Annotated in this window: 22 protein-coding genes, 2 tRNA genes and 1 rRNA gene; 19 read left to right on the forward strand and 6 right to left on the reverse strand. The window is 54.7% G+C overall.

What is annotated here, in order from left to right; all coding sequences use genetic code 11:
* The first annotated feature begins 4 nt into the window (after positions 1 to 4).
* The 10 genes from secY (at position 5) to ABVR31_RS01920 (ending at position 5,681) form a co-directional block, all read left to right on the forward strand.
* Complete coding sequence (gene secY, locus ABVR31_RS01875; RefSeq protein ID WP_021508222.1) at positions 5 to 1,336, forward strand: preprotein translocase subunit SecY; 1,332 nt, start codon at positions 5 to 7, stop codon at positions 1,334 to 1,336.
* Positions 1,337 to 1,368: 32 nt separating this feature from the next.
* The gene (gene rpmJ, locus ABVR31_RS01880; protein WP_071813610.1) at positions 1,369 to 1,485 is read left to right on the forward strand and encodes a 50S ribosomal protein L36; all 117 of its coding nucleotides are present in this window, start codon (positions 1,369 to 1,371) and stop codon (positions 1,483 to 1,485) included.
* Between the two features lie 146 nt (positions 1,486 to 1,631).
* Positions 1,632 to 1,988 carry a 30S ribosomal protein S13 gene (gene rpsM, locus ABVR31_RS01885; RefSeq protein WP_021508223.1) on the forward strand — a complete coding sequence of 119 codons (357 nt, stop codon included), beginning with the start codon at positions 1,632 to 1,634 and terminating at the stop codon, positions 1,986 to 1,988.
* 16 nt (positions 1,989 to 2,004) lie between these two features.
* Complete coding sequence (gene rpsK, locus ABVR31_RS01890; RefSeq protein ID WP_004160563.1) at positions 2,005 to 2,394, forward strand: 30S ribosomal protein S11; 390 nt, start codon at positions 2,005 to 2,007, stop codon at positions 2,392 to 2,394.
* A gap of 33 nt (positions 2,395 to 2,427) precedes the next feature.
* Positions 2,428 to 3,048 (forward strand): 30S ribosomal protein S4, encoded by a 621-nt coding sequence (gene rpsD / locus ABVR31_RS01895; protein ID WP_010618555.1) that lies wholly within the window; start codon positions 2,428 to 2,430, stop codon positions 3,046 to 3,048.
* Between the two features lie 25 nt (positions 3,049 to 3,073).
* Entirely contained in the window at positions 3,074 to 4,063 is a 990-nt protein-coding gene (gene rpoA, locus ABVR31_RS01900; protein ID WP_007891688.1) for a DNA-directed RNA polymerase subunit alpha, read from the forward strand.
* 40 nt (positions 4,064 to 4,103) lie between these two features.
* Positions 4,104 to 4,490, forward strand: coding sequence for a 50S ribosomal protein L17 (gene rplQ, locus ABVR31_RS01905; RefSeq protein WP_372771735.1), 387 nt, complete (start codon positions 4,104 to 4,106; stop codon positions 4,488 to 4,490).
* 111 nt (positions 4,491 to 4,601) lie between these two features.
* Positions 4,602 to 4,973 carry a DUF1992 domain-containing protein gene (locus ABVR31_RS01910; RefSeq protein WP_058759896.1) on the forward strand — a complete coding sequence of 124 codons (372 nt, stop codon included), beginning with the start codon at positions 4,602 to 4,604 and terminating at the stop codon, positions 4,971 to 4,973.
* 1 nt (position 4,974) lies between these two features.
* On the forward strand, positions 4,975 to 5,412 hold the full coding sequence (gene zntR / locus ABVR31_RS01915; protein WP_021508225.1) for a Zn(2+)-responsive transcriptional regulator: 438 nt from the start codon (positions 4,975 to 4,977) through the stop codon (positions 5,410 to 5,412).
* Between the two features lie 50 nt (positions 5,413 to 5,462).
* Complete coding sequence (locus ABVR31_RS01920) at positions 5,463 to 5,681, forward strand: alternative ribosome-rescue factor A (protein ID WP_021508226.1); 219 nt, start codon at positions 5,463 to 5,465, stop codon at positions 5,679 to 5,681.
* A gap of 19 nt (positions 5,682 to 5,700) precedes the next feature.
* On the opposite strand, the gene mscL is transcribed toward ABVR31_RS01920, so the two are convergent.
* The 5 genes from mscL to def all read right to left on the reverse strand — a co-directional run bounded on the left by mscL (position 5,701) and on the right by def (position 10,438).
* Positions 5,701 to 6,111, reverse strand: coding sequence for a large-conductance mechanosensitive channel protein MscL (gene mscL / locus ABVR31_RS01925; RefSeq protein ID WP_021508227.1), 411 nt, complete (start codon positions 6,109 to 6,111; stop codon positions 5,701 to 5,703).
* A 108-nt stretch (positions 6,112 to 6,219) separates the two neighbouring features.
* Entirely contained in the window at positions 6,220 to 7,596 is a 1,377-nt protein-coding gene (gene trkA, locus ABVR31_RS01930; RefSeq protein WP_021508228.1) for a Trk system potassium transporter TrkA, read from the reverse strand.
* A gap of 31 nt (positions 7,597 to 7,627) precedes the next feature.
* Positions 7,628 to 8,914 carry a 16S rRNA (cytosine(967)-C(5))-methyltransferase RsmB gene (gene rsmB / locus ABVR31_RS01935; protein ID WP_297204134.1) on the reverse strand — a complete coding sequence of 429 codons (1,287 nt, stop codon included), beginning with the start codon at positions 8,912 to 8,914 and terminating at the stop codon, positions 7,628 to 7,630.
* Between the two features lie 45 nt (positions 8,915 to 8,959).
* On the reverse strand, positions 8,960 to 9,904 hold the full coding sequence (gene fmt / locus ABVR31_RS01940) for a methionyl-tRNA formyltransferase (RefSeq protein ID WP_372771736.1): 945 nt from the start codon (positions 9,902 to 9,904) through the stop codon (positions 8,960 to 8,962).
* A 21-nt stretch (positions 9,905 to 9,925) separates the two neighbouring features.
* Complete coding sequence (gene def / locus ABVR31_RS01945) at positions 9,926 to 10,438, reverse strand: peptide deformylase (protein WP_021508231.1); 513 nt, start codon at positions 10,436 to 10,438, stop codon at positions 9,926 to 9,928.
* Between the two features lie 115 nt (positions 10,439 to 10,553).
* Between def and dprA the strand changes: the two genes are divergently transcribed.
* The 6 genes from dprA to ABVR31_RS01975 are packed head-to-tail and all read left to right on the forward strand — an operon-like array spanning position 10,554 to position 14,340.
* Entirely contained in the window at positions 10,554 to 11,678 is a 1,125-nt protein-coding gene (gene dprA / locus ABVR31_RS01950; RefSeq protein ID WP_150360729.1) for a DNA-protecting protein DprA, read from the forward strand.
* Positions 11,650 to 12,123, forward strand: a complete 474-nt coding sequence (gene smg / locus ABVR31_RS01955) for a DUF494 family protein Smg (RefSeq protein ID WP_031279836.1) — start codon at positions 11,650 to 11,652, stop codon at positions 12,121 to 12,123. Before dprA ends, smg begins: the two co-directional genes overlap by 29 nt.
* Positions 12,124 to 12,147: 24 nt before the next feature.
* Positions 12,148 to 12,696, forward strand: a complete 549-nt coding sequence (locus ABVR31_RS01960; RefSeq protein WP_031279837.1) for a type I DNA topoisomerase — start codon at positions 12,148 to 12,150, stop codon at positions 12,694 to 12,696.
* A gap of 2 nt (positions 12,697 to 12,698) precedes the next feature.
* Positions 12,699 to 13,274 (forward strand): L-threonylcarbamoyladenylate synthase type 1 TsaC, encoded by a 576-nt coding sequence (gene tsaC, locus ABVR31_RS01965; protein WP_031279838.1) that lies wholly within the window; start codon positions 12,699 to 12,701, stop codon positions 13,272 to 13,274.
* Positions 13,275 to 13,276: 2 nt separating this feature from the next.
* Positions 13,277 to 14,095, forward strand: coding sequence for a shikimate dehydrogenase (aroE, locus tag ABVR31_RS01970; protein ID WP_059011755.1), 819 nt, complete (start codon positions 13,277 to 13,279; stop codon positions 14,093 to 14,095).
* Positions 14,092 to 14,340 carry a DUF1488 domain-containing protein gene (locus ABVR31_RS01975; RefSeq protein ID WP_058759902.1) on the forward strand — a complete coding sequence of 83 codons (249 nt, stop codon included), beginning with the start codon at positions 14,092 to 14,094 and terminating at the stop codon, positions 14,338 to 14,340. The genes aroE and ABVR31_RS01975 overlap by 4 nt, the downstream gene beginning before the upstream one ends.
* Here ABVR31_RS01975 and ABVR31_RS01980 read toward each other — a convergent pair.
* Complete coding sequence (locus ABVR31_RS01980; RefSeq protein WP_058759903.1) at positions 14,316 to 14,870, reverse strand: gamma carbonic anhydrase family protein; 555 nt, start codon at positions 14,868 to 14,870, stop codon at positions 14,316 to 14,318. The two genes, ABVR31_RS01975 and ABVR31_RS01980, sit on opposite strands and share 25 nt — an antisense overlap.
* Positions 14,871 to 15,361: 491 nt before the next feature.
* Here ABVR31_RS01980 and ABVR31_RS01985 point away from each other — a divergent pair.
* The 3 genes from ABVR31_RS01985 to ABVR31_RS01995 all read left to right on the forward strand — a co-directional run bounded on the left by ABVR31_RS01985 (position 15,362) and on the right by ABVR31_RS01995 (position 17,245).
* Positions 15,362 to 16,903 (forward strand): 16S ribosomal RNA (locus tag ABVR31_RS01985).
* 73 nt (positions 16,904 to 16,976) lie between these two features.
* A tRNA-Ile gene (locus ABVR31_RS01990) sits at positions 16,977 to 17,053 on the forward strand.
* A gap of 116 nt (positions 17,054 to 17,169) precedes the next feature.
* Positions 17,170 to 17,245, forward strand: a tRNA-Ala gene (locus ABVR31_RS01995).
* Positions 17,246 to 17,284: the final 39 nt, after the last annotated feature.

Raw genomic sequence — 17,284 nt, forward strand, 5'->3', positions numbered from 1 at the left:
GCAGATGGCAAAGCAACCGGGATTAGATTTTCAAAGTGCCAAAGGTGGCTTTGGTGAACTGAAGCGCAGACTGTTGTTTGTAATCGGTGCACTGATTGTCTTCCGTATTGGCTCTTTTATTCCAATCCCCGGTATCGATGCCACTGTACTTGCCAAACTGCTTGAGCAACAGCGTGGCACCATCATTGAAATGTTTAACATGTTCTCTGGTGGTGCTCTCAGTCGTGCCTCAATCTTCGCGCTGGGTATTATGCCGTATATTTCGGCCTCTATTATTATCCAGCTGCTGACGGTGGTTCATCCCGCGTTGGCCGAGATTAAGAAAGAGGGTGAAGCTGGTCGTCGTAAGATCAGCCAGTACACTCGCTACGGCACACTGGTTCTGGCTATATTCCAGTCGATCGGTATTGCTACCGGTCTGCCGAATATGCCTGGAATGCAGGGCCTGGTATTAAATCCAGGCTTTGCTTTCTACTTTACCGCTGTTGTAAGTCTGGTCACCGGAACCATGTTCCTGATGTGGCTGGGCGAACAGATTACTGAACGAGGTATCGGTAACGGTATTTCAATCATTATCTTCGCGGGTATTGTTGCGGGTTTACCGCCGGCCATTGGCCATACCATCGAGCAAGCGCGGCAAGGCGACCTGCACTTCCTTCTGTTGCTGTTGGTTGCAGTTCTTGTATTTGCAGTGACGTTCTTTGTTATTTTCGTTGAGCGTGGCCAGCGCCGCATTGTGGTCAACTACGCTAAACGTCAGCAAGGTCGTCGTGTATATGCTGCACAGAGCACACATTTACCGTTGAAAGTGAACATGGCGGGCGTAATCCCAGCCATCTTTGCTTCCAGCATTATCCTGTTCCCGGCGACGATAGCATCCTGGTTCGGGGGCGGTACCGGTTGGAACTGGCTGACAACAATTTCGCTGTATTTGCAGCCAGGACAGCCGCTTTATGTGCTACTCTATGCGACTGCAATCATCTTCTTCTGTTTCTTCTACACGGCGTTGGTTTTCAACCCGCGTGAAACAGCAGATAACCTGAAGAAGTCTGGTGCATTCGTACCGGGAATTCGTCCGGGAGAGCAAACGGCGAAGTACATCGATAAAGTAATGACACGTCTGACCTTAATCGGCGCACTGTATATTACTTTTATCTGCCTGATCCCGGAGTTCATGCGTGATGCCATGAAGGTTCCCTTCTACTTTGGCGGCACCTCGCTGCTGATTGTAGTGGTTGTCATCATGGACTTTATGGCTCAAGTGCAAACTCTGATGATGTCCAGTCAGTACGAGTCTGCATTGAAGAAAGCTAACCTGAAAGGCTATGGCCGTTAATTCAGTAGCTTGAGAAGTTACGGAGAGTAAAAATGAAAGTTCGTGCTTCCGTCAAGAAATTATGTCGTAACTGCAAAATCATTCGTCGCGACGGTGTCGTACGTGTGATCTGCAGCTCCGAGCCTAAGCATAAACAGCGCCAGGGCTGATTAAGTCACATATTTTTCTTGCAAAGTCGGGTTGAGCTGGCTAGATTAGCCAGCCAATCTTTTGTATGTCGATGCGTTTCCATTTGAGTATCCTGAAAACGGGCTTTTCAGCATGGTACGCATTTATTTAATTATAGGAGTGCATAGTGGCCCGTATAGCAGGCATTAACATTCCTGATCAAAAACATACCGTTATCGCATTAACTTCGATCTTCGGTATCGGCAAAACCCGTTCTAAAGCCATCTGTGCTGAAACGGGCATCGCTGAAAATGTTAAGATCAGTGAGCTGTCTGAAGAACAAATTGATCAGCTGCGTGAAGCAGTTGGTAAATTCGTTGTTGAAGGTGATCTGCGCCGTGAAATCACCCTGAGCATCAAGCGTCTGATGGACCTTGGTTGCTACCGTGGTTTACGTCATCGTCGTGGTCTGCCGGTGCGCGGTCAGCGTACTAAGACCAACGCACGTACCCGTAAGGGTCCGCGTAAACCGATCAAGAAATAATCGGGGTGAGTAAATAATGGCAAAGGCACCAGTTCGTGCACGTAAGCGTGTAAGAAAACAAGTCTCAGATGGCGTGGCTCATGTCCATGCGTCTTTTAACAACACCATCGTTACTATTACTGATCGTCAGGGTAACGCACTGGGTTGGGCAACCGCCGGTGGTTCCGGTTTCCGCGGTTCACGTAAATCTACTCCGTTTGCTGCTCAGGTCGCTGCAGAGCGCTGTGCAGAAGCCGTGAAAGATTACGGTATTAAGAACCTGGAAGTTATGGTTAAGGGTCCGGGTCCAGGCCGCGAATCTACTATTCGTGCTCTGAACGCCGCTGGTTTCCGCATCACTAATATTACTGATGTGACTCCGATCCCTCACAACGGTTGTCGTCCGCCGAAAAAACGTCGCGTTTAACGTTCCGTTTTTTAGGTTAGTTGGAGAAAGAAAATGGCAAGATATTTGGGTCCTAAGCTCAAGCTGAGCCGTCGTGAGGGCACCGACTTATTCCTTAAGTCTGGCGTTCGCGCGATTGATTCCAAGTGCAAAATTGAACAAGCCCCTGGTCAGCATGGTGCGCGTAAACCGCGTCTGTCTGATTACGGCGGCCAGTTACGTGAAAAGCAAAAAGTTCGTCGTATCTACGGCGTGCTGGAGCGTCAGTTCCGTAACTACTATAAAGAAGCAGCGCGTCTGAAAGGCAACACCGGTGAAAACCTGTTAGCTCTGCTGGAAGGTCGTCTGGATAACGTAGTTTACCGTATGGGCTTTGGTGCCACTCGTGCAGAAGCACGTCAGCTGGTTAGCCACAAATCTGTAATGGTAAACGGTCGCGTTGTTAACATCGCTTCTTATCAGGTATCTCCGAATGATGTCGTAAGCATCCGTGAGAAAGCCAAAAAGCAATCTCGCGTGAAGGCCGCTCTGGAGCTGGCTGAGCAGCGTGAAAAGCCAACCTGGCTGGAAGTTGATGCGACTAAGATGGAAGGTGTGTTCAAGCGTATTCCTGAGCGTACCGATCTGTCTGCGGACATTAACGAACACCTGATCGTCGAGCTTTACTCTAAGTAAAGCTTAGTACCAAAGAGAGGACACAATGCAGGGTTCTGTGACAGAGTTTCTAAAACCGCGCCTGGTAGATATCGAGCAAGTGAGTTCGACGCACGCCAAGGTGACCCTTGAGCCGTTAGAGCGTGGCTTTGGCCATACTCTTGGTAACGCACTGCGCCGTATTCTGCTTTCTTCCATGCCGGGTTGCGCGGTGACCGAGGTTGAGATTGATGGCGTGCTGCACGAGTACTCCACCAAAGAGGGCGTACAGGAAGATATCCTGGAAATCCTGCTCAATCTGAAAGGGCTGGCGGTAAGAGTTCAGGGTAAAGATGAAGTCATCCTCACTCTGAATAAATCTGGCATTGGCCCTGTGACTGCAGCCGACATTACCCACGACGGTGATGTCGAAATCGTCAAGCCGCAGCATGTGATCTGCCATCTGACCGATGAGAACGCGTCTATTAGCATGCGTATCAAAGTTCAGCGTGGTCGTGGTTATGTGCCGGCTTCTGCCCGAATTCATTCGGAAGAAGATGAGCGCCCAATCGGCCGTCTGTTGGTTGACGCTTGCTACAGCCCTGTAGACCGTATCGCCTACAATGTTGAAGCAGCGCGTGTAGAACAGCGCACCGACCTGGACAAGCTGGTCATCGAAATGGAAACCAACGGCACAATCGATCCTGAAGAGGCGATTCGTCGTGCGGCTACCATCCTGGCAGAACAACTGGAAGCTTTCGTTGACTTACGTGATGTACGTCAGCCGGAAGTCAAAGAAGAGAAACCAGAATTCGATCCGATCCTGCTGCGCCCTGTTGACGATCTGGAATTGACTGTCCGCTCTGCTAACTGCCTCAAGGCAGAAGCTATCCACTACATCGGTGATCTGGTACAGCGTACCGAGGTTGAGCTGCTTAAAACGCCTAACCTGGGTAAAAAATCTCTTACCGAGATTAAAGACGTGCTCGCATCACGTGGTCTGTCTCTGGGCATGCGCCTGGAAAACTGGCCACCGGCAAGCATTGCTGATGAATAACCGGATCGCAGGTTAAGGTTTCACTGAGAAGGATAAGGTCATGCGCCATCGTAAGAGTGGTCGTCAACTGAACCGCAACAGCAGCCATCGTCAGGCTATGTTCCGCAACATGGCTGATTCTCTGGTTCGTCATGAGATCATTAAGACGACTCTGCCGAAAGCCAAAGAGCTGCGTCGCGTAGTTGAGCCGCTGATTACTCTTGCCAAGACCGACAGCGTAGCTAATCGTCGTCTGGCATTCGCCCGTACTCGTGATAACGAGATCGTGGCAAAACTGTTTAACGAGCTGGGCCCGCGTTTCGCGAGCCGTGCCGGTGGTTACACTCGCATTCTGAAGTGTGGCTTCCGTGCTGGTGACAACGCTCCGATGGCATACATCGAGCTGGTTGATCGTCCAGAAGCTCAAGCAGAAGCTGCTGCAGAGTAATTTGCAGTAACGTAAAAAACCCGCTTCGGCGGGTTTTTTATTGCCTGTCATTTCTTCCCATTTCCCCTCCATTCGCTATGCTGTTGGCAGACATGCCTGCAGGAGGTTTCTATGTGGCTTATCGATCAGCTGGCTGAGCAACACATCCGCGCCGCTCAGGAAAAGGGCGAGCTGAGCAATCTGCCTGGTGAAGGTGCGCCGCTCACGCTGGACGATGACAGTGGTGTGCCGGCGGAATTGCGCAGTGCCTGGCGACTGCTGAAAAACGCCGGCTATCTCCCTCCGGAACTGGAGATGCGCCGTGACGCGCTGGCACTGAGCGATCTGCTTCGCGAACTCGATCCTGATGACTGCGAGGCGCGCGAACTGGCCAAACGCCTGACGCTGCTGGAGATGAAGCTGCAGCAGGCTGGCATGAGCACCGATTTTCTGCGTGGCGAATACCGCCCGGCGATCGGTCAGCGGCTACAGCAGGAGAAATAGTATGTATCGCATTGGCCAGCTGGCAAAACTGGCGGACGTGACGCCGGACACCATCCGCTTTTATGAAAAGCAGCAGATGATGGATCATGAGGTACGCACCGAGGGCGGCTTCCGCCTGTACAGCGATAACGATCTGCAGCGCCTGCGTTTTATCCGTTACGGCCGGCAGCTTGGTTTCAGCCTGGAATCGATCCGCGACCTGCTGTCGATCCGCATCGATCCAGAGCATCATACCTGTGAAGAGTCAAAAGCGATCGTGGCGAAACGGCTGGATGAGGTGAACAGTATGATTGGCGAACTGCAAACCATTCAGCGCTCACTGCAACGGCTGGCGGAAACCTGCTGTGGCGACCGCCACAGTAGCGCCTGCTGTTCGATCCTCGAGGCACTGGAAACCGGTGAAGATCCGCATCCTGAAATTTGTTGTAGCAAGGATTGAATTCTGGCGCACAGGGACTATAGTTGCGCCATCACTAACCGGAGGACGATATGAGTCACTATCAGCATCGAAAAGGCAAAATTAACGATAACGCCCTGGAAGCCCTGTTACACGATCCGCTGTATCGCCAGCGAGTTGAGCGCAATCAGAAGGGGAAAGGCAGCTACCGGCGTAAAGATAAACACGCGAAGGGAGCGAATCAGGAGGCCAGCGGTAAGCAACAGTGTTTACCTCTGGCCTTCTGCTTTAGTGACAAAAAAGCCGCCTGAAACGGGCGGCTTTTATTTATCACACTTTATTATTTTGTTGCTTAAGCAGGTCGCGAATCTCGGTCAGCAGCACTTCTTCATTGGTCGGTTTAGGCGCTGGTTTTTCCACTTCTTTCTTTTTATACAGTTTATTCATTACTTTGATGGCAATGAAGATAGCAAACGCCACGATGATGAAATCAAATACCGTCTGAATAAAGTTACCGTATTCCATCACCACCGCGGGGATATCGCCTTCTGCTGGCTTGAGTACCCATTTAAACTGCTTAAAGTCGACGCCGCCAATCAGTAAACCGAGCGGTGGCATAATGATGTTCGCAACCAGTGACGATACGATCTTACCGAACGCAGCACCGATGATCACACCGACCGCCAGGTCCACCACGTTGCCACGCATCGCAAAATCACGAAACTCTTTGAATAAACTCATTGTTATCTCCTTGCCTTGGCCAATGGCTAAAGTCTAACAAACCTTCGTGTAATTGCCATTATAACAATGGATTAAACACCACTCTCACTGCAGCCCAATCACAACGCGTTACAGGAAGAACGGGCTCGGCTGGAACAGACGCTCAACGTCCGGCACAAACTTTTTGTCGGTGAGGAACATGATCACGTGGTCGCCTTGCTCAATACGCACATTATCATTGGCGATGATCACGTCATCACCACGCACCACCGCGCCGATAATGGTGCCCGGCGGCAGTTTAATATCTTCAATCAGGCGGCCGACCACGCGCGAAGTGGTTTCATCACCGTGGGCAATGGCCTCGATGGCTTCTGCAATACCGCGGCGCAGTGAAGAGACGCCGACAATATCGGCTTTGCGCACGTGGCCAAGCAGCGCAGAAATCGTGGCCTGCTGCGGTGAGATAGCAATATCGATCACGCTGCCCTGCACCAGATCGACATAGGCGCGACGCTGGATCAGCACCATTACCTTTTTCGCGCCCATCTTTTTGGCCAGCATCGCTGACATGATATTGGCTTCATCGTCGTTGGTGACGGCGATAAACAGATCGACCTGATCGACATGCTCTTCTGCCAGCAATTCCTGATCCGAGGCATCGCCATAGAACACGATGGTATCCTGCAGATGTTCAGCCAGTTCAGCTGCGCGCTGCTGATTACGTTCAATCAGTTTAACGCTGTACTGCTTCTCAAGCCGCTGCGCCAGGCCAAAGCCGATATTACCGCCGCCGACCAGCATAATGCGTTTATAGGGCTTTTCGAGCCGCTGCATCTCGCTCATCACCGCACGAATATGCTGACTGGCGGCAATAAAAAACACTTCATCGCCAGCTTCGACGATCGTCGATCCCTGCGGGCGGATCGGGCGATCCTGACGGAAAATGGCGGCTACGCGGGTATCGATATGCGGCATGTGTTCACGCAGGATCGACAGTGGATTGCCCACCAGCGGTCCACCGTAATAGGCTTTGACCACTGCCAGGCTGACTTTGCCCTCGGCAAAATTCACCACCTGCAGCGCGCCAGGGTACTGAATCAGCCGATAGATGTTGTCGATCACCAGCTGCTCGGGCGAGATCAAATGGTCGATGGGCACCGCTTCCGGCACAAACAGCTTTTCCGCATCGCGCAGATAATCGGCGGCGCGGATACGGGCAATGCGGTTTGGCGTGTTAAACAGCGAGTAAGCAATCTGACAGGCAATCATGTTGGTTTCGTCAGAACTGGTGACCGCCACCAGCATATCCGCATCTTCGGCGCCGGCTTCACGCAACACGCGCGGGTGCGAACCATGGCCCTGCACCACGCGCAGGTCAAACTTATCCTGCAGCACGCGTAAGCGTGAGGGATCGCTATCAACCACGGTGATGTCATTGTTTTCGCCCACCAGGTTTTCGGCGAGCGTGCCGCCCACCTGGCCGGCGCCGAGGATAATAATTTTCATGGATACGTTGCTCTTGTCACTGTGCGCTGCACTATTTTTTCATCAGCTTAGCGTAGAAGAAACCGTCGCCGCCATCGATGGCAGGGAAAACCTGCCAGCCGTTAAGTTGCCCCTGTGGCAGTGCCTGCGGCACCGCATCGTCATGCGTCGCGAGGAAAGCATCGATCTGCTGCTGGTTCTCCTGCGGCAGCACTGAGCAGGTGGCATAAAGCAGCGTACCGCCCGATTTCAGGCGTGGCCAGATGGCCGCCAGAATCTCACGCTGTAGCGCGGCGAGTTCGTCGATATCGCGATCGCGGCGTAGCCATTTGATATCCGGATGGCGTCGAATAACGCCGGTGGCCGAGCAGGGCGCATCCAGCAGGATGCGGTCGAATTGCTGCTCGCCGCACCAGGCCGCTGGCGTGCGGCCATCGCCCTGACGCACGTCAGCCTGCATCCCCAGACGCTGCAGGTTTTCCGTCACGCGCGACAGGCGCTGCGCATCGATATCCACCGCCATCACGCGGGCCTGCGGCGCAATTTCGAGAATATGGGTGGTTTTGCCGCCGGGCGCAGCGCACAGGTCGAGAATGGTTTCGCCGTTTTCCGGCGCCAGCAGCAGGGCACAACGCTGAGCAGAGAGATCCTGCACCGTCACCCAGCCCTGCTCAAAGCCTGGCAGCTGACTGACCGGAGCCGGTGCTTCAAGACGCAGCGCATCCGGCGCGTCAGCACTAAACGCATTTTGATTCTGCTGGGTTAATAGCGCCAGCCAGGCGTCACGGCTGTGATGCTGACGATTCACGCGCAGCCACATTGGCGGTCGCTGATTGTTGGCTTCCACAATCTGCTGCCACTGCTCCGGCCACGCGGTCTGCAGCCGTTTCAGCAGCCAGCCCGGATGCCAGTAGCGCTGCGGGCCCTGATTGACCTCCGCCAGCAGTGCGTCCTGCTGGCGCTGGAACTGACGCAGCACGCCGTTAAGCAAGCCTTTCAGATTTGCCCGCTTCAGTGCTTCAGCCCCGGCTACGGTTTCGGCCAGCGCGGCGTGCGGCGGAACGCGGGTATACAGCAGCTGATACAGGCCCACCATGATCAGATAGTGCAGCACGCGCTGTTTGCCGGTTAACGGCCGCGCCATCAGCTTATTAATCAACGCTTCCAGCTGCGGCAGCGTGCGCGTCACGCCAAAACACAACTCCTGCAGCAGCGCGCCATCGTTGTTTGCCAGCGTTTTTTGCGCAGCGGGCAGAATCGCGCTCAGCGATTCCCCTTTATCCACCACGCGTTCAATTAGTTGCGCGGCAAAGCTGCGCAGGTTGGTCGCTTTTTTCATATTCATTCATCAAACAAAAAGCCCGGCGGAGACCGGGCTGGAGAATCAGGCCAGAACGGTGCCGGGTGTAAACCATTCACGACGCGAATTGAGCAGATCCTGCGCCGCCATGGCTTTTTTGCCGGCAGGCTGCAGTGAGAGCAGATTCAGCACGCCGTCGACGGTAGCAATCTGGATGCCGTGTTTGTCAGCCTGCAGGATTTCTCCCGGCTGGGCGGTGCGGTGCGGTAATACGCTGGCCTGCCAGACTTTGACCGGCTGATCGTCAATGAGGAAATAACTCACCGGCCACGGATTGAAGGCGCGAATGCACCGTTCCAGCTGAACAGCGGAGAGCGACCAGTCAAGACGTGCCTCTTCTTTGCTGAGCTTTTCCGCGTAAGTTACCAGGGTCTCATCCTGCACTTCGGACTGCGCGCTGCCGGCGGCCAGCAGACTGAGCGTGGTCAGCATCCCCTGCGGGCCCAGCTGCGCCAGCTTGTCGTACAGCGATGCGCTGGTATCGTCGGCATTAATCGGGCAGGTTATTTTGTGCAGCATATCGCCGGTATCCAGACCCACGTCCATCTGCATGATGGTCACACCGGTTTCGTTATCGCCGGCCCACAGTGAGCGCTGAATCGGCGCCGCACCGCGCCAGCGCGGCAGCAGCGAGCCGTGTACGTTGATGCAGCCAAGGCGCGGCATCGTCAGCACCGCCTGAGGCAGGATCAGACCATAAGCGACGACCACCATCACATCAGCCTGCAGTCCGGCAACCAGCTGCTGATTCTCTTCCGGCTTCAGGGACTTTGGCTGAAACACGGGGATATCATGCGCCTGAGCCAGCACTTTTACCGGGCCCGGCGTGAGTTTATTGCCACGTCCGGCAGGGCGGTCGGGCTGAGTAAAGACGCCAACCACCTGATGCTCAGAAGCAAGCAGCGCGTCGAGATGACGCGCTGCGAAGTCAGGAGTACCGGCAAAGATGATTTTTAACGGTGCAGACACAGTTCAACCTTCTGTTCGCTATCAGGATGCGCGCGCATTCTGGCGGGCCAGTTTTTCCAGTTTCTGTTTAATACGCTGACGCTTCAGCGGCGACAGATAATCAATAAACAGTTTACCGTCGAGATGGTCGATCTCATGCTGAATGCAGATCGCCAGCAGACCGTCGGTTTCCAGCTCGAAGCTGTTACCGTCGCGATCCAGCGCGCGCACTTTGACCCGCTCGGCACGCGGCACAAACGCCCGCTGTTCCGGGATCGACAGGCAACCCTCTTCGATACCGGTTTCGCCGCTTTTTTCCAGCAGCTCCGGGTTAATCAGCACCAGGCGCTCTTCGCGGCTTTCAGAAACATCAATCACGATGATGCGCTGGTGAATATCCACCTGCGTCGCCGCCAGACCAATGCCTTCTTCGGCGTACATGGTCTCAAACATATCGTCGACAATACGCTGAACGTCAGCATTCACAGCCGCAACGGGTGCAGCAATTTTGCGAAGGCGATCGTCAGGGAAATGTAATACCTGCAAAACTGACATAAATATCCAGATCTGTATGCGTTAAAGAAAAGATTACTGCCTCATATTGTAGACTTTTTGGGGCCTGATTGACAGCATTGTGCCGCATCAGAGCACGGCTGACAGGGAGCGCAGCATGGAACGCAGTGAAAGGATTATCAGGCTGACTTACGTCTGGGGTTTAAGCGGTGAGCGCGCCCGTCAGTTCATCATGGCGCTTCTGGCCGCCAGCCACATTGACGACGCGTGGCTGCAGCAGCACGGGCTGGACGACACGCAGCGGCAGCAGTTTCTCGCCCTCTGTCCACGCCAGCTGGAAAAAACGCAGCGCTGGCTGCAACAGGCGCAACATCATCTGATTGCCTGCACCGATGCACATTATCCCGCCCGTTTGCGGGAAATCAGCCGCTATCCGGCTGCCCTTTATATAGCGGGTGACCTCTCTGCACTCGCGACACCGCAACTGGCGGTGGTCGGCAGTCGTCACTGTTCGCCGTATGGCAGAGAATGGGGCAGCTGGTTTACCCAGCAGCTGGCGCTAAGCGGTTTGACCATCACCAGCGGGCTGGCGCGCGGTATTGATGGCGTGGCGCATCGTGCCGCGCTGGAAGTGCAGGGCAAAACTCTGGCCGTGCTGGGCAGCGGGCTGAATCATCTCTATCCGAAAAGCCATCAGCCGCTGGCACAGGAGATCATCGCCAGCGGCGGCGCGCTGGTTTCAGAATTGCCGCTGTCGATGGCGCCCCATGCGGTAAATTTCCCGCGGCGTAATCGTATTATCAGCGGCCTGAGTCATGGCGTGCTGGTGGTTGAAGCGTCGCTGAAGAGTGGCTCGCTGGTAACGGCGCGCTATGCGCTGGAACAAAACCGTAACGTGTATGCGCTGCCTGGCGCACTGGGTAACCCTGGCTGTGAAGGCACGCACTGGCTGATTCAGCAGGGGGCGCTGCTGGTGGCGCATCCCAACAATATCCTTGAGGATTTGCATTCTGCCCTGCAATGGTTGCCGGCCAGCATCTCAGAAACAATATATTCACAACTCAGTGATGATGTGCCATTGCCATTTCCCAGCGTGTTGGCTAACGTAGGTGATGAGGTTACACCTGTTGACGTCGTCGCTGAACGTGCCGGCCAACCTGTGCCAGTTATCGCAGCGCAATTGCTGGAGCTGGAGTTAGCAGGATGGATCGCAGCTGTACCCGGCGGCTATGTCCGATTGAGGAGGGCATGCCATGTTCGACGTACTTATGTACTTGTTTGAGACGTATATCCACAACGAGGCTGAAATGCGCGTTGACCAGGATAAATTGACCGATGACTTAACCGATGCCGGTTTTCATCGCGAAGATATCTATAATGCGTTGAATTGGCTTGAGCGGTTAGCGGATTATCAGGATGGCCTGGTCGCGCCAGTGTTGCTGGCTAACGATCCGCTCTCCATGCGAATCTACACGGAAGAAGAGAGCCAGCGTTTAGATGCCGAGTGTCGTGGTTTTATTCTGTTCCTGGAGCAAATCCAGGTGCTGAATATGGAAACGCGCGAAATGGTCATCGAACGGGTTATGGCGCTTGATACGCTGGAATTCGATCTGGAAGATCTCAAATGGGTGGTGCTGATGGTGCTATTTAACATCCCCGGCTGTGAAAATGCCTATCAGCAGATGGAAGAACTGTTATTCGACGTCAATGAAGGTATGCTGCATTAATTTGCGATTAATGCATTCGGTAATATGAGTAAACCAGCACTATTTACCGTGCGTAAACACGATCCCTGCCCCGCCTGCGGGGCAGAATTAGTGATACGTGCCGGCAAACACGGGCCTTTTCTCGGCTGTGTGAATTATCCAACCTGCGACTATATCCGCCCGCTGAAAAGTCAGGGTGATGGCCATATTGTCAAAGTGCTGGAAGGCCATGCCTGCCCGCAGTGTGGTGCGGACAAAGTGCTGCGCCAGGGGCGATTCGGCATGTTTGTCGGCTGTAGCCACTATCCGGAGTGTGATTACACGGAAACCATCGATAAGCCGGACGAAACCGCAATTGCCTGCCCGCAGTGCGCCAGCGGCAAGCTGGTGCAGCGCCGTTCACGCTATGGCAAAACCTTCCATGCCTGCGATCGTTATCCCGACTGCCAGTTCGCGATCAACGCCACGCCGCTGGAAGGTGTCTGCCCCCATTGCCAGTTCCCGTTATTAATAGAAAAGAAAACCGCACAGGGCATGAAGCGCTTCTGCGCCAGCAAACGCTGCGGCAAGCCCATCGCCCAGGATGAAGAGTGATCATGAACCAGAGCCAGCATGCACCCGGAAGCCTCGACTTCTGCATCGAACAACTTCAGCAACAGCAAGTGATTGCTTACCCTACCGAAGCCGTATTCGGCCTTGGCTGCGATCCGGACAGCGAAAGCGCGGTGATGGCCCTGCTGGCACTGAAACAGCGCCCGGTAGAAAAGGGTCTGATCCTGATCGCCGCTGATTATGCGCAGCTCGAGCCTTATATTGCCGATCGCGAACTCACCGTGCTGCAGCGCGAACGTATGTTTGCCAGCTGGCCGGGTCCGGTCACCTATGTGGTGCCTGCTTCGCCGCATACGCCGCGCTGGTTAACCGGCCGCTTTGATTCGCTGGCGATTCGCGTCAGCGATCATCCGCAGGTTCAGGCGCTGTGTCGCGGATTTGGCAAGCCGCTGGTCTCGACCAGCGCGAATTTAACCGGTCAGCCGCCGTGCCGCAGCGCCGCCGAAGTGGCAGAGCAGTTTGGCTCGCAGTTTCCGGTATTGCAGGCGGCCACCGGCGGTCGCCTGAATCCTTCTGAAATCCGCGATGCCATCAGCGGTGAACTCATTCGTCAGGGCTGATTATGGAAAAGTTTGCCGTTTTTGGTCATCCCATCGCCCACAGCAAATCTCCGTTTATTCACGCCGCTTTTGCTGAGCAGACCGGTATTGAACATCCTTACGGACGCATCTGCGCACCGCTGGAAGGGTTCCCGCAGGCGATAGAGGCGTTTTTTGCGGCCGGTGGCAAAGGCGCCAATGTTACGCTGCCGTTTAAACAGCAGGCATGGGAATTCGCGGATGAGCTCAGCGAGCGCGCGGCATTATCCGGCGCGGTAAATACCTTAAAGAAGAGAGCCGATGGTTCGATTCTGGGTGATAACACGGACGGCATCGGCCTGCTGAGCGATCTGCAACGGCTGCTGCTGATCCGGCCGGGCGATCGCATTCTGCTGGTGGGTGCGGGCGGAGCGGCGCGTGGGGTGATCCTGCCGCTGCTCTCGACGGGCTGCGCGCTGGTGGTAGTTAACCGCACGGCAGAACGCGCGCAACAGCTGGCTGAGCTTTTCCAGCACAGTGGGGCGATCCAGGCGATGAGTTTTGATCAACTGGCCGGCGAACGTTTTGATCTGATCATCAATGCCACCTCCAGCGGCGTAGCGGGCGACGTGCCGCCGCTGCCGGTTACGCTGATTGATGCGCAGGTGCGCTGTTACGACATGTTTTATCAGCAGGGGCTGACGCCATTTCTGGCGTGGTGCCAGCAGCACGGCACACAGCAGCTGGCGGATGGACTTGGCATGCTGGTGGGCCAGGCGGCGCATGCGTTTCAGCTGTGGCATGGTGTTATGCCGGAGATCGCGCCGGTCATCGATCAACTTAAACAGGCGATGCAGGCATGAACCAGGCTATCCAGTTTCCCGATCGGGAAAGCTGGGACGCAGTCCGGCAGGCGGTGCTGTTCCCGGTATTAGTGAATGGTATGGGACTGACCTGCGCAATATCGCTGCCGGCGCTGCAGCAGCGTTTTGGTGCCGGAGAGGCGATGGCGCTGTTTAGCGCGCATCGCTGGGATCTGGAGGAAGAGGCCGAGCAGTTGCTCCGGGCGGAACAGGCCGACGATCAGGGCTGGCTGTGGCTGCCCTGAGCCAGATATTCATCTTTCCAGCCGACATAATTGCTGGCGGAGTAAAGCAGTCCGGCTATTTCCGCTTCGCTTAGTGGTCTGATCTGCTTCACCGGGCTGCCTAAATAGAGATAGCCGCTTTGCAGGCGTTTACCGGGTGGCACCAGGCTGCCGGCGCCAATCATCACCTCATCTTCGACGATCGCACCATCCAGCAGGATCGAGCCCATACCCACCAGTACGCGGTTGCCAATGGTGCAGCCATGCAGCATTGCTTTATGGCCCACCGTTACGTCTTCACCGATGATCAATGGAAAGCCATCGGGATTACTGCTGGATTTATGCGTAACGTGCAGCACGCTGCCATCCTGGATATTGCTGCGTTTACCAATCACCACTTTATTCACGTCACCGCGAATTGCTACCAGTGGCCAGATGCTGACATCATCAGCCAGCTCGACTTCGCCAACGACCACGCTGCTGCTATCCACCATCACGCGCTCACCGGTGTGGGGAATATGTTGCTTATAAGGGCGCAGGGCTACAGACATTCTATTTCTCCTTTTCTGATGTTTCCCGCTAGCCTGCGGCTTCCGGTGCGGGTAAACAAGCTGATTTTTGCGCGGATCGCTCGCGATCGCAGCGAAAAGAGTGAAAACTCGCCAGTCGATAAAAAAGATCGAAAAAAGGGGTTGTGCAAAAAATCCGGATCCCTATAATGCGCCACCACTGAGACGGCAAAGCGGCAACGCAGGCGGCTCAGCAGGGCGTGAAGCGATTCACCCCGCCGGAGAAAAACGCTGAAAAAAGTGTTTGACTCTGAAGGAGGAAAGCGTAATATACGCCACCTCGCGACAGCAGGCCGAACGCCGCGTCGCACCGCTCTTTAACAATTTATCAGACAATCTGTGTGGGCACTCGCAGGATTGATATCAGCGTCTCCGGACGTAAAAAATATCAAGTCTTTGCTGAGTGAACACGTAATTCATTACGAAGTTTAATTCACAGAGCATCGCTGCACTCGTTGCAGCAAATCAAACTTAAATTGAAGAGTTTGATCATGGCTCAGATTGAACGCTGGCGGCAGGCCTAACACATGCAAGTCGAACGGCAGCACAGAAGAGCTTGCTCTTTGGGTGGCGAGTGGCGGACGGGTGAGTAATGTCTGGGAAACTGCCCGATGGAGGGGGATAACTACTGGAAACGGTAGCTAATACCGCATAACGTCGCAAGACCAAAGTGGGGGACCTTCGGGCCTCACACCATCGGATGTGCCCAGATGGGATTAGCTAGTAGGTGGGGTAATGGCTCACCTAGGCGACGATCCCTAGCTGGTCTGAGAGGATGACCAGCCACACTGGAACTGAGACACGGTCCAGACTCCTACGGGAGGCAGCAGTGGGGAATATTGCACAATGGGCGCAAGCCTGATGCAGCCATGCCGCGTGTATGAAGAAGGCCTTCGGGTTGTAAAGTACTTTCAGCGGGGAGGAAGGCGGTGAGGTTAATAACCTTGCCGATTGACGTTACCCGCAGAAGAAGCACCGGCTAACTCCGTGCCAGCAGCCGCGGTAATACGGAGGGTGCAAGCGTTAATCGGAATTACTGGGCGTAAAGCGCACGCAGGCGGTCTGTTAAGTCAGATGTGAAATCCCCGGGCTTAACCTGGGAACTGCATTTGAAACTGGCAGGCTTGAGTCTCGTAGAGGGGGGTAGAATTCCAGGTGTAGCGGTGAAATGCGTAGAGATCTGGAGGAATACCGGTGGCGAAGGCGGCCCCCTGGACGAAGACTGACGCTCAGGTGCGAAAGCGTGGGGAGCAAACAGGATTAGATACCCTGGTAGTCCACGCCGTAAACGATGTCGACTTGGAGGTTGTGCCCTTGAGGCGTGGCTTCCGGAGCTAACGCGTTAAGTCGACCGCCTGGGGAGTACGGCCGCAAGGTTAAAACTCAAATGAATTGACGGGGGCCCGCACAAGCGGTGGAGCATGTGGTTTAATTCGATGCAACGCGAAGAACCTTACCTGGCCTTGACATCCAGAGAACTTAGCAGAGATGCTTTGGTGCCTTCGGGAACTCTGAGACAGGTGCTGCATGGCTGTCGTCAGCTCGTGTTGTGAAATGTTGGGTTAAGTCCCGCAACGAGCGCAACCCTTATCCTTTGTTGCCAGCGGTTCGGCCGGGAACTCAAAGGAGACTGCCGGTGATAAACCGGAGGAAGGTGGGGATGACGTCAAGTCATCATGGCCCTTACGGCCAGGGCTACACACGTGCTACAATGGCGCATACAAAGAGAAGCGACCTCGCGAGAGCAAGCGGACCTCATAAAGTGCGTCGTAGTCCGGATTGGAGTCTGCAACTCGACTCCATGAAGTCGGAATCGCTAGTAATCGTAGATCAGAATGCTACGGTGAATACGTTCCCGGGCCTTGTACACACCGCCCGTCACACCATGGGAGTGGGTTGCAAAAGAAGTAGGTAGCTTAACCTTCGGGAGGGCGCTTACCACTTTGTGATTCATGACTGGGGTGAAGTCGTAACAAGGTAACCGTAGGGGAACCTGCGGTTGGATCACCTCCTTACCTGAAGATACCTTCCCGCGAAGTGCTCACACAGATTGTCTGATGAACTTAGAGAAGAGCGTAAAACGCCTGCAGGCTTGTAGCTCAGGTGGTTAGAGCGCACCCCTGATAAGGGTGAGGTCGGTGGTTCAAGTCCACTCAGGCCTACCAAATCATTTCTCATGCTGCGTTACAGCGCCGCTCGCATAGAAGACTATGCGTCGCGACACTGCGCCTTGCCTGAAAAATGATTCTCCTTGGTACTCATGCGTTTTACAACACTCATCGGGGCTATAGCTCAGCTGGGAGAGCGCCTGCCTTGCACGCAGGAGGTCAGCGGTTCGATCCCGCTTAGCTCCACCATCAACGAACCCGCGTTGATACAACTTCAGAATGCATTTA

Origin of the sequence: Pantoea sp. WEP, from assembly GCF_041678305.1 — a bacterium.
GTDB lineage: Bacteria > Pseudomonadota > Gammaproteobacteria > Enterobacterales > Enterobacteriaceae > Pantoea > Pantoea dispersa.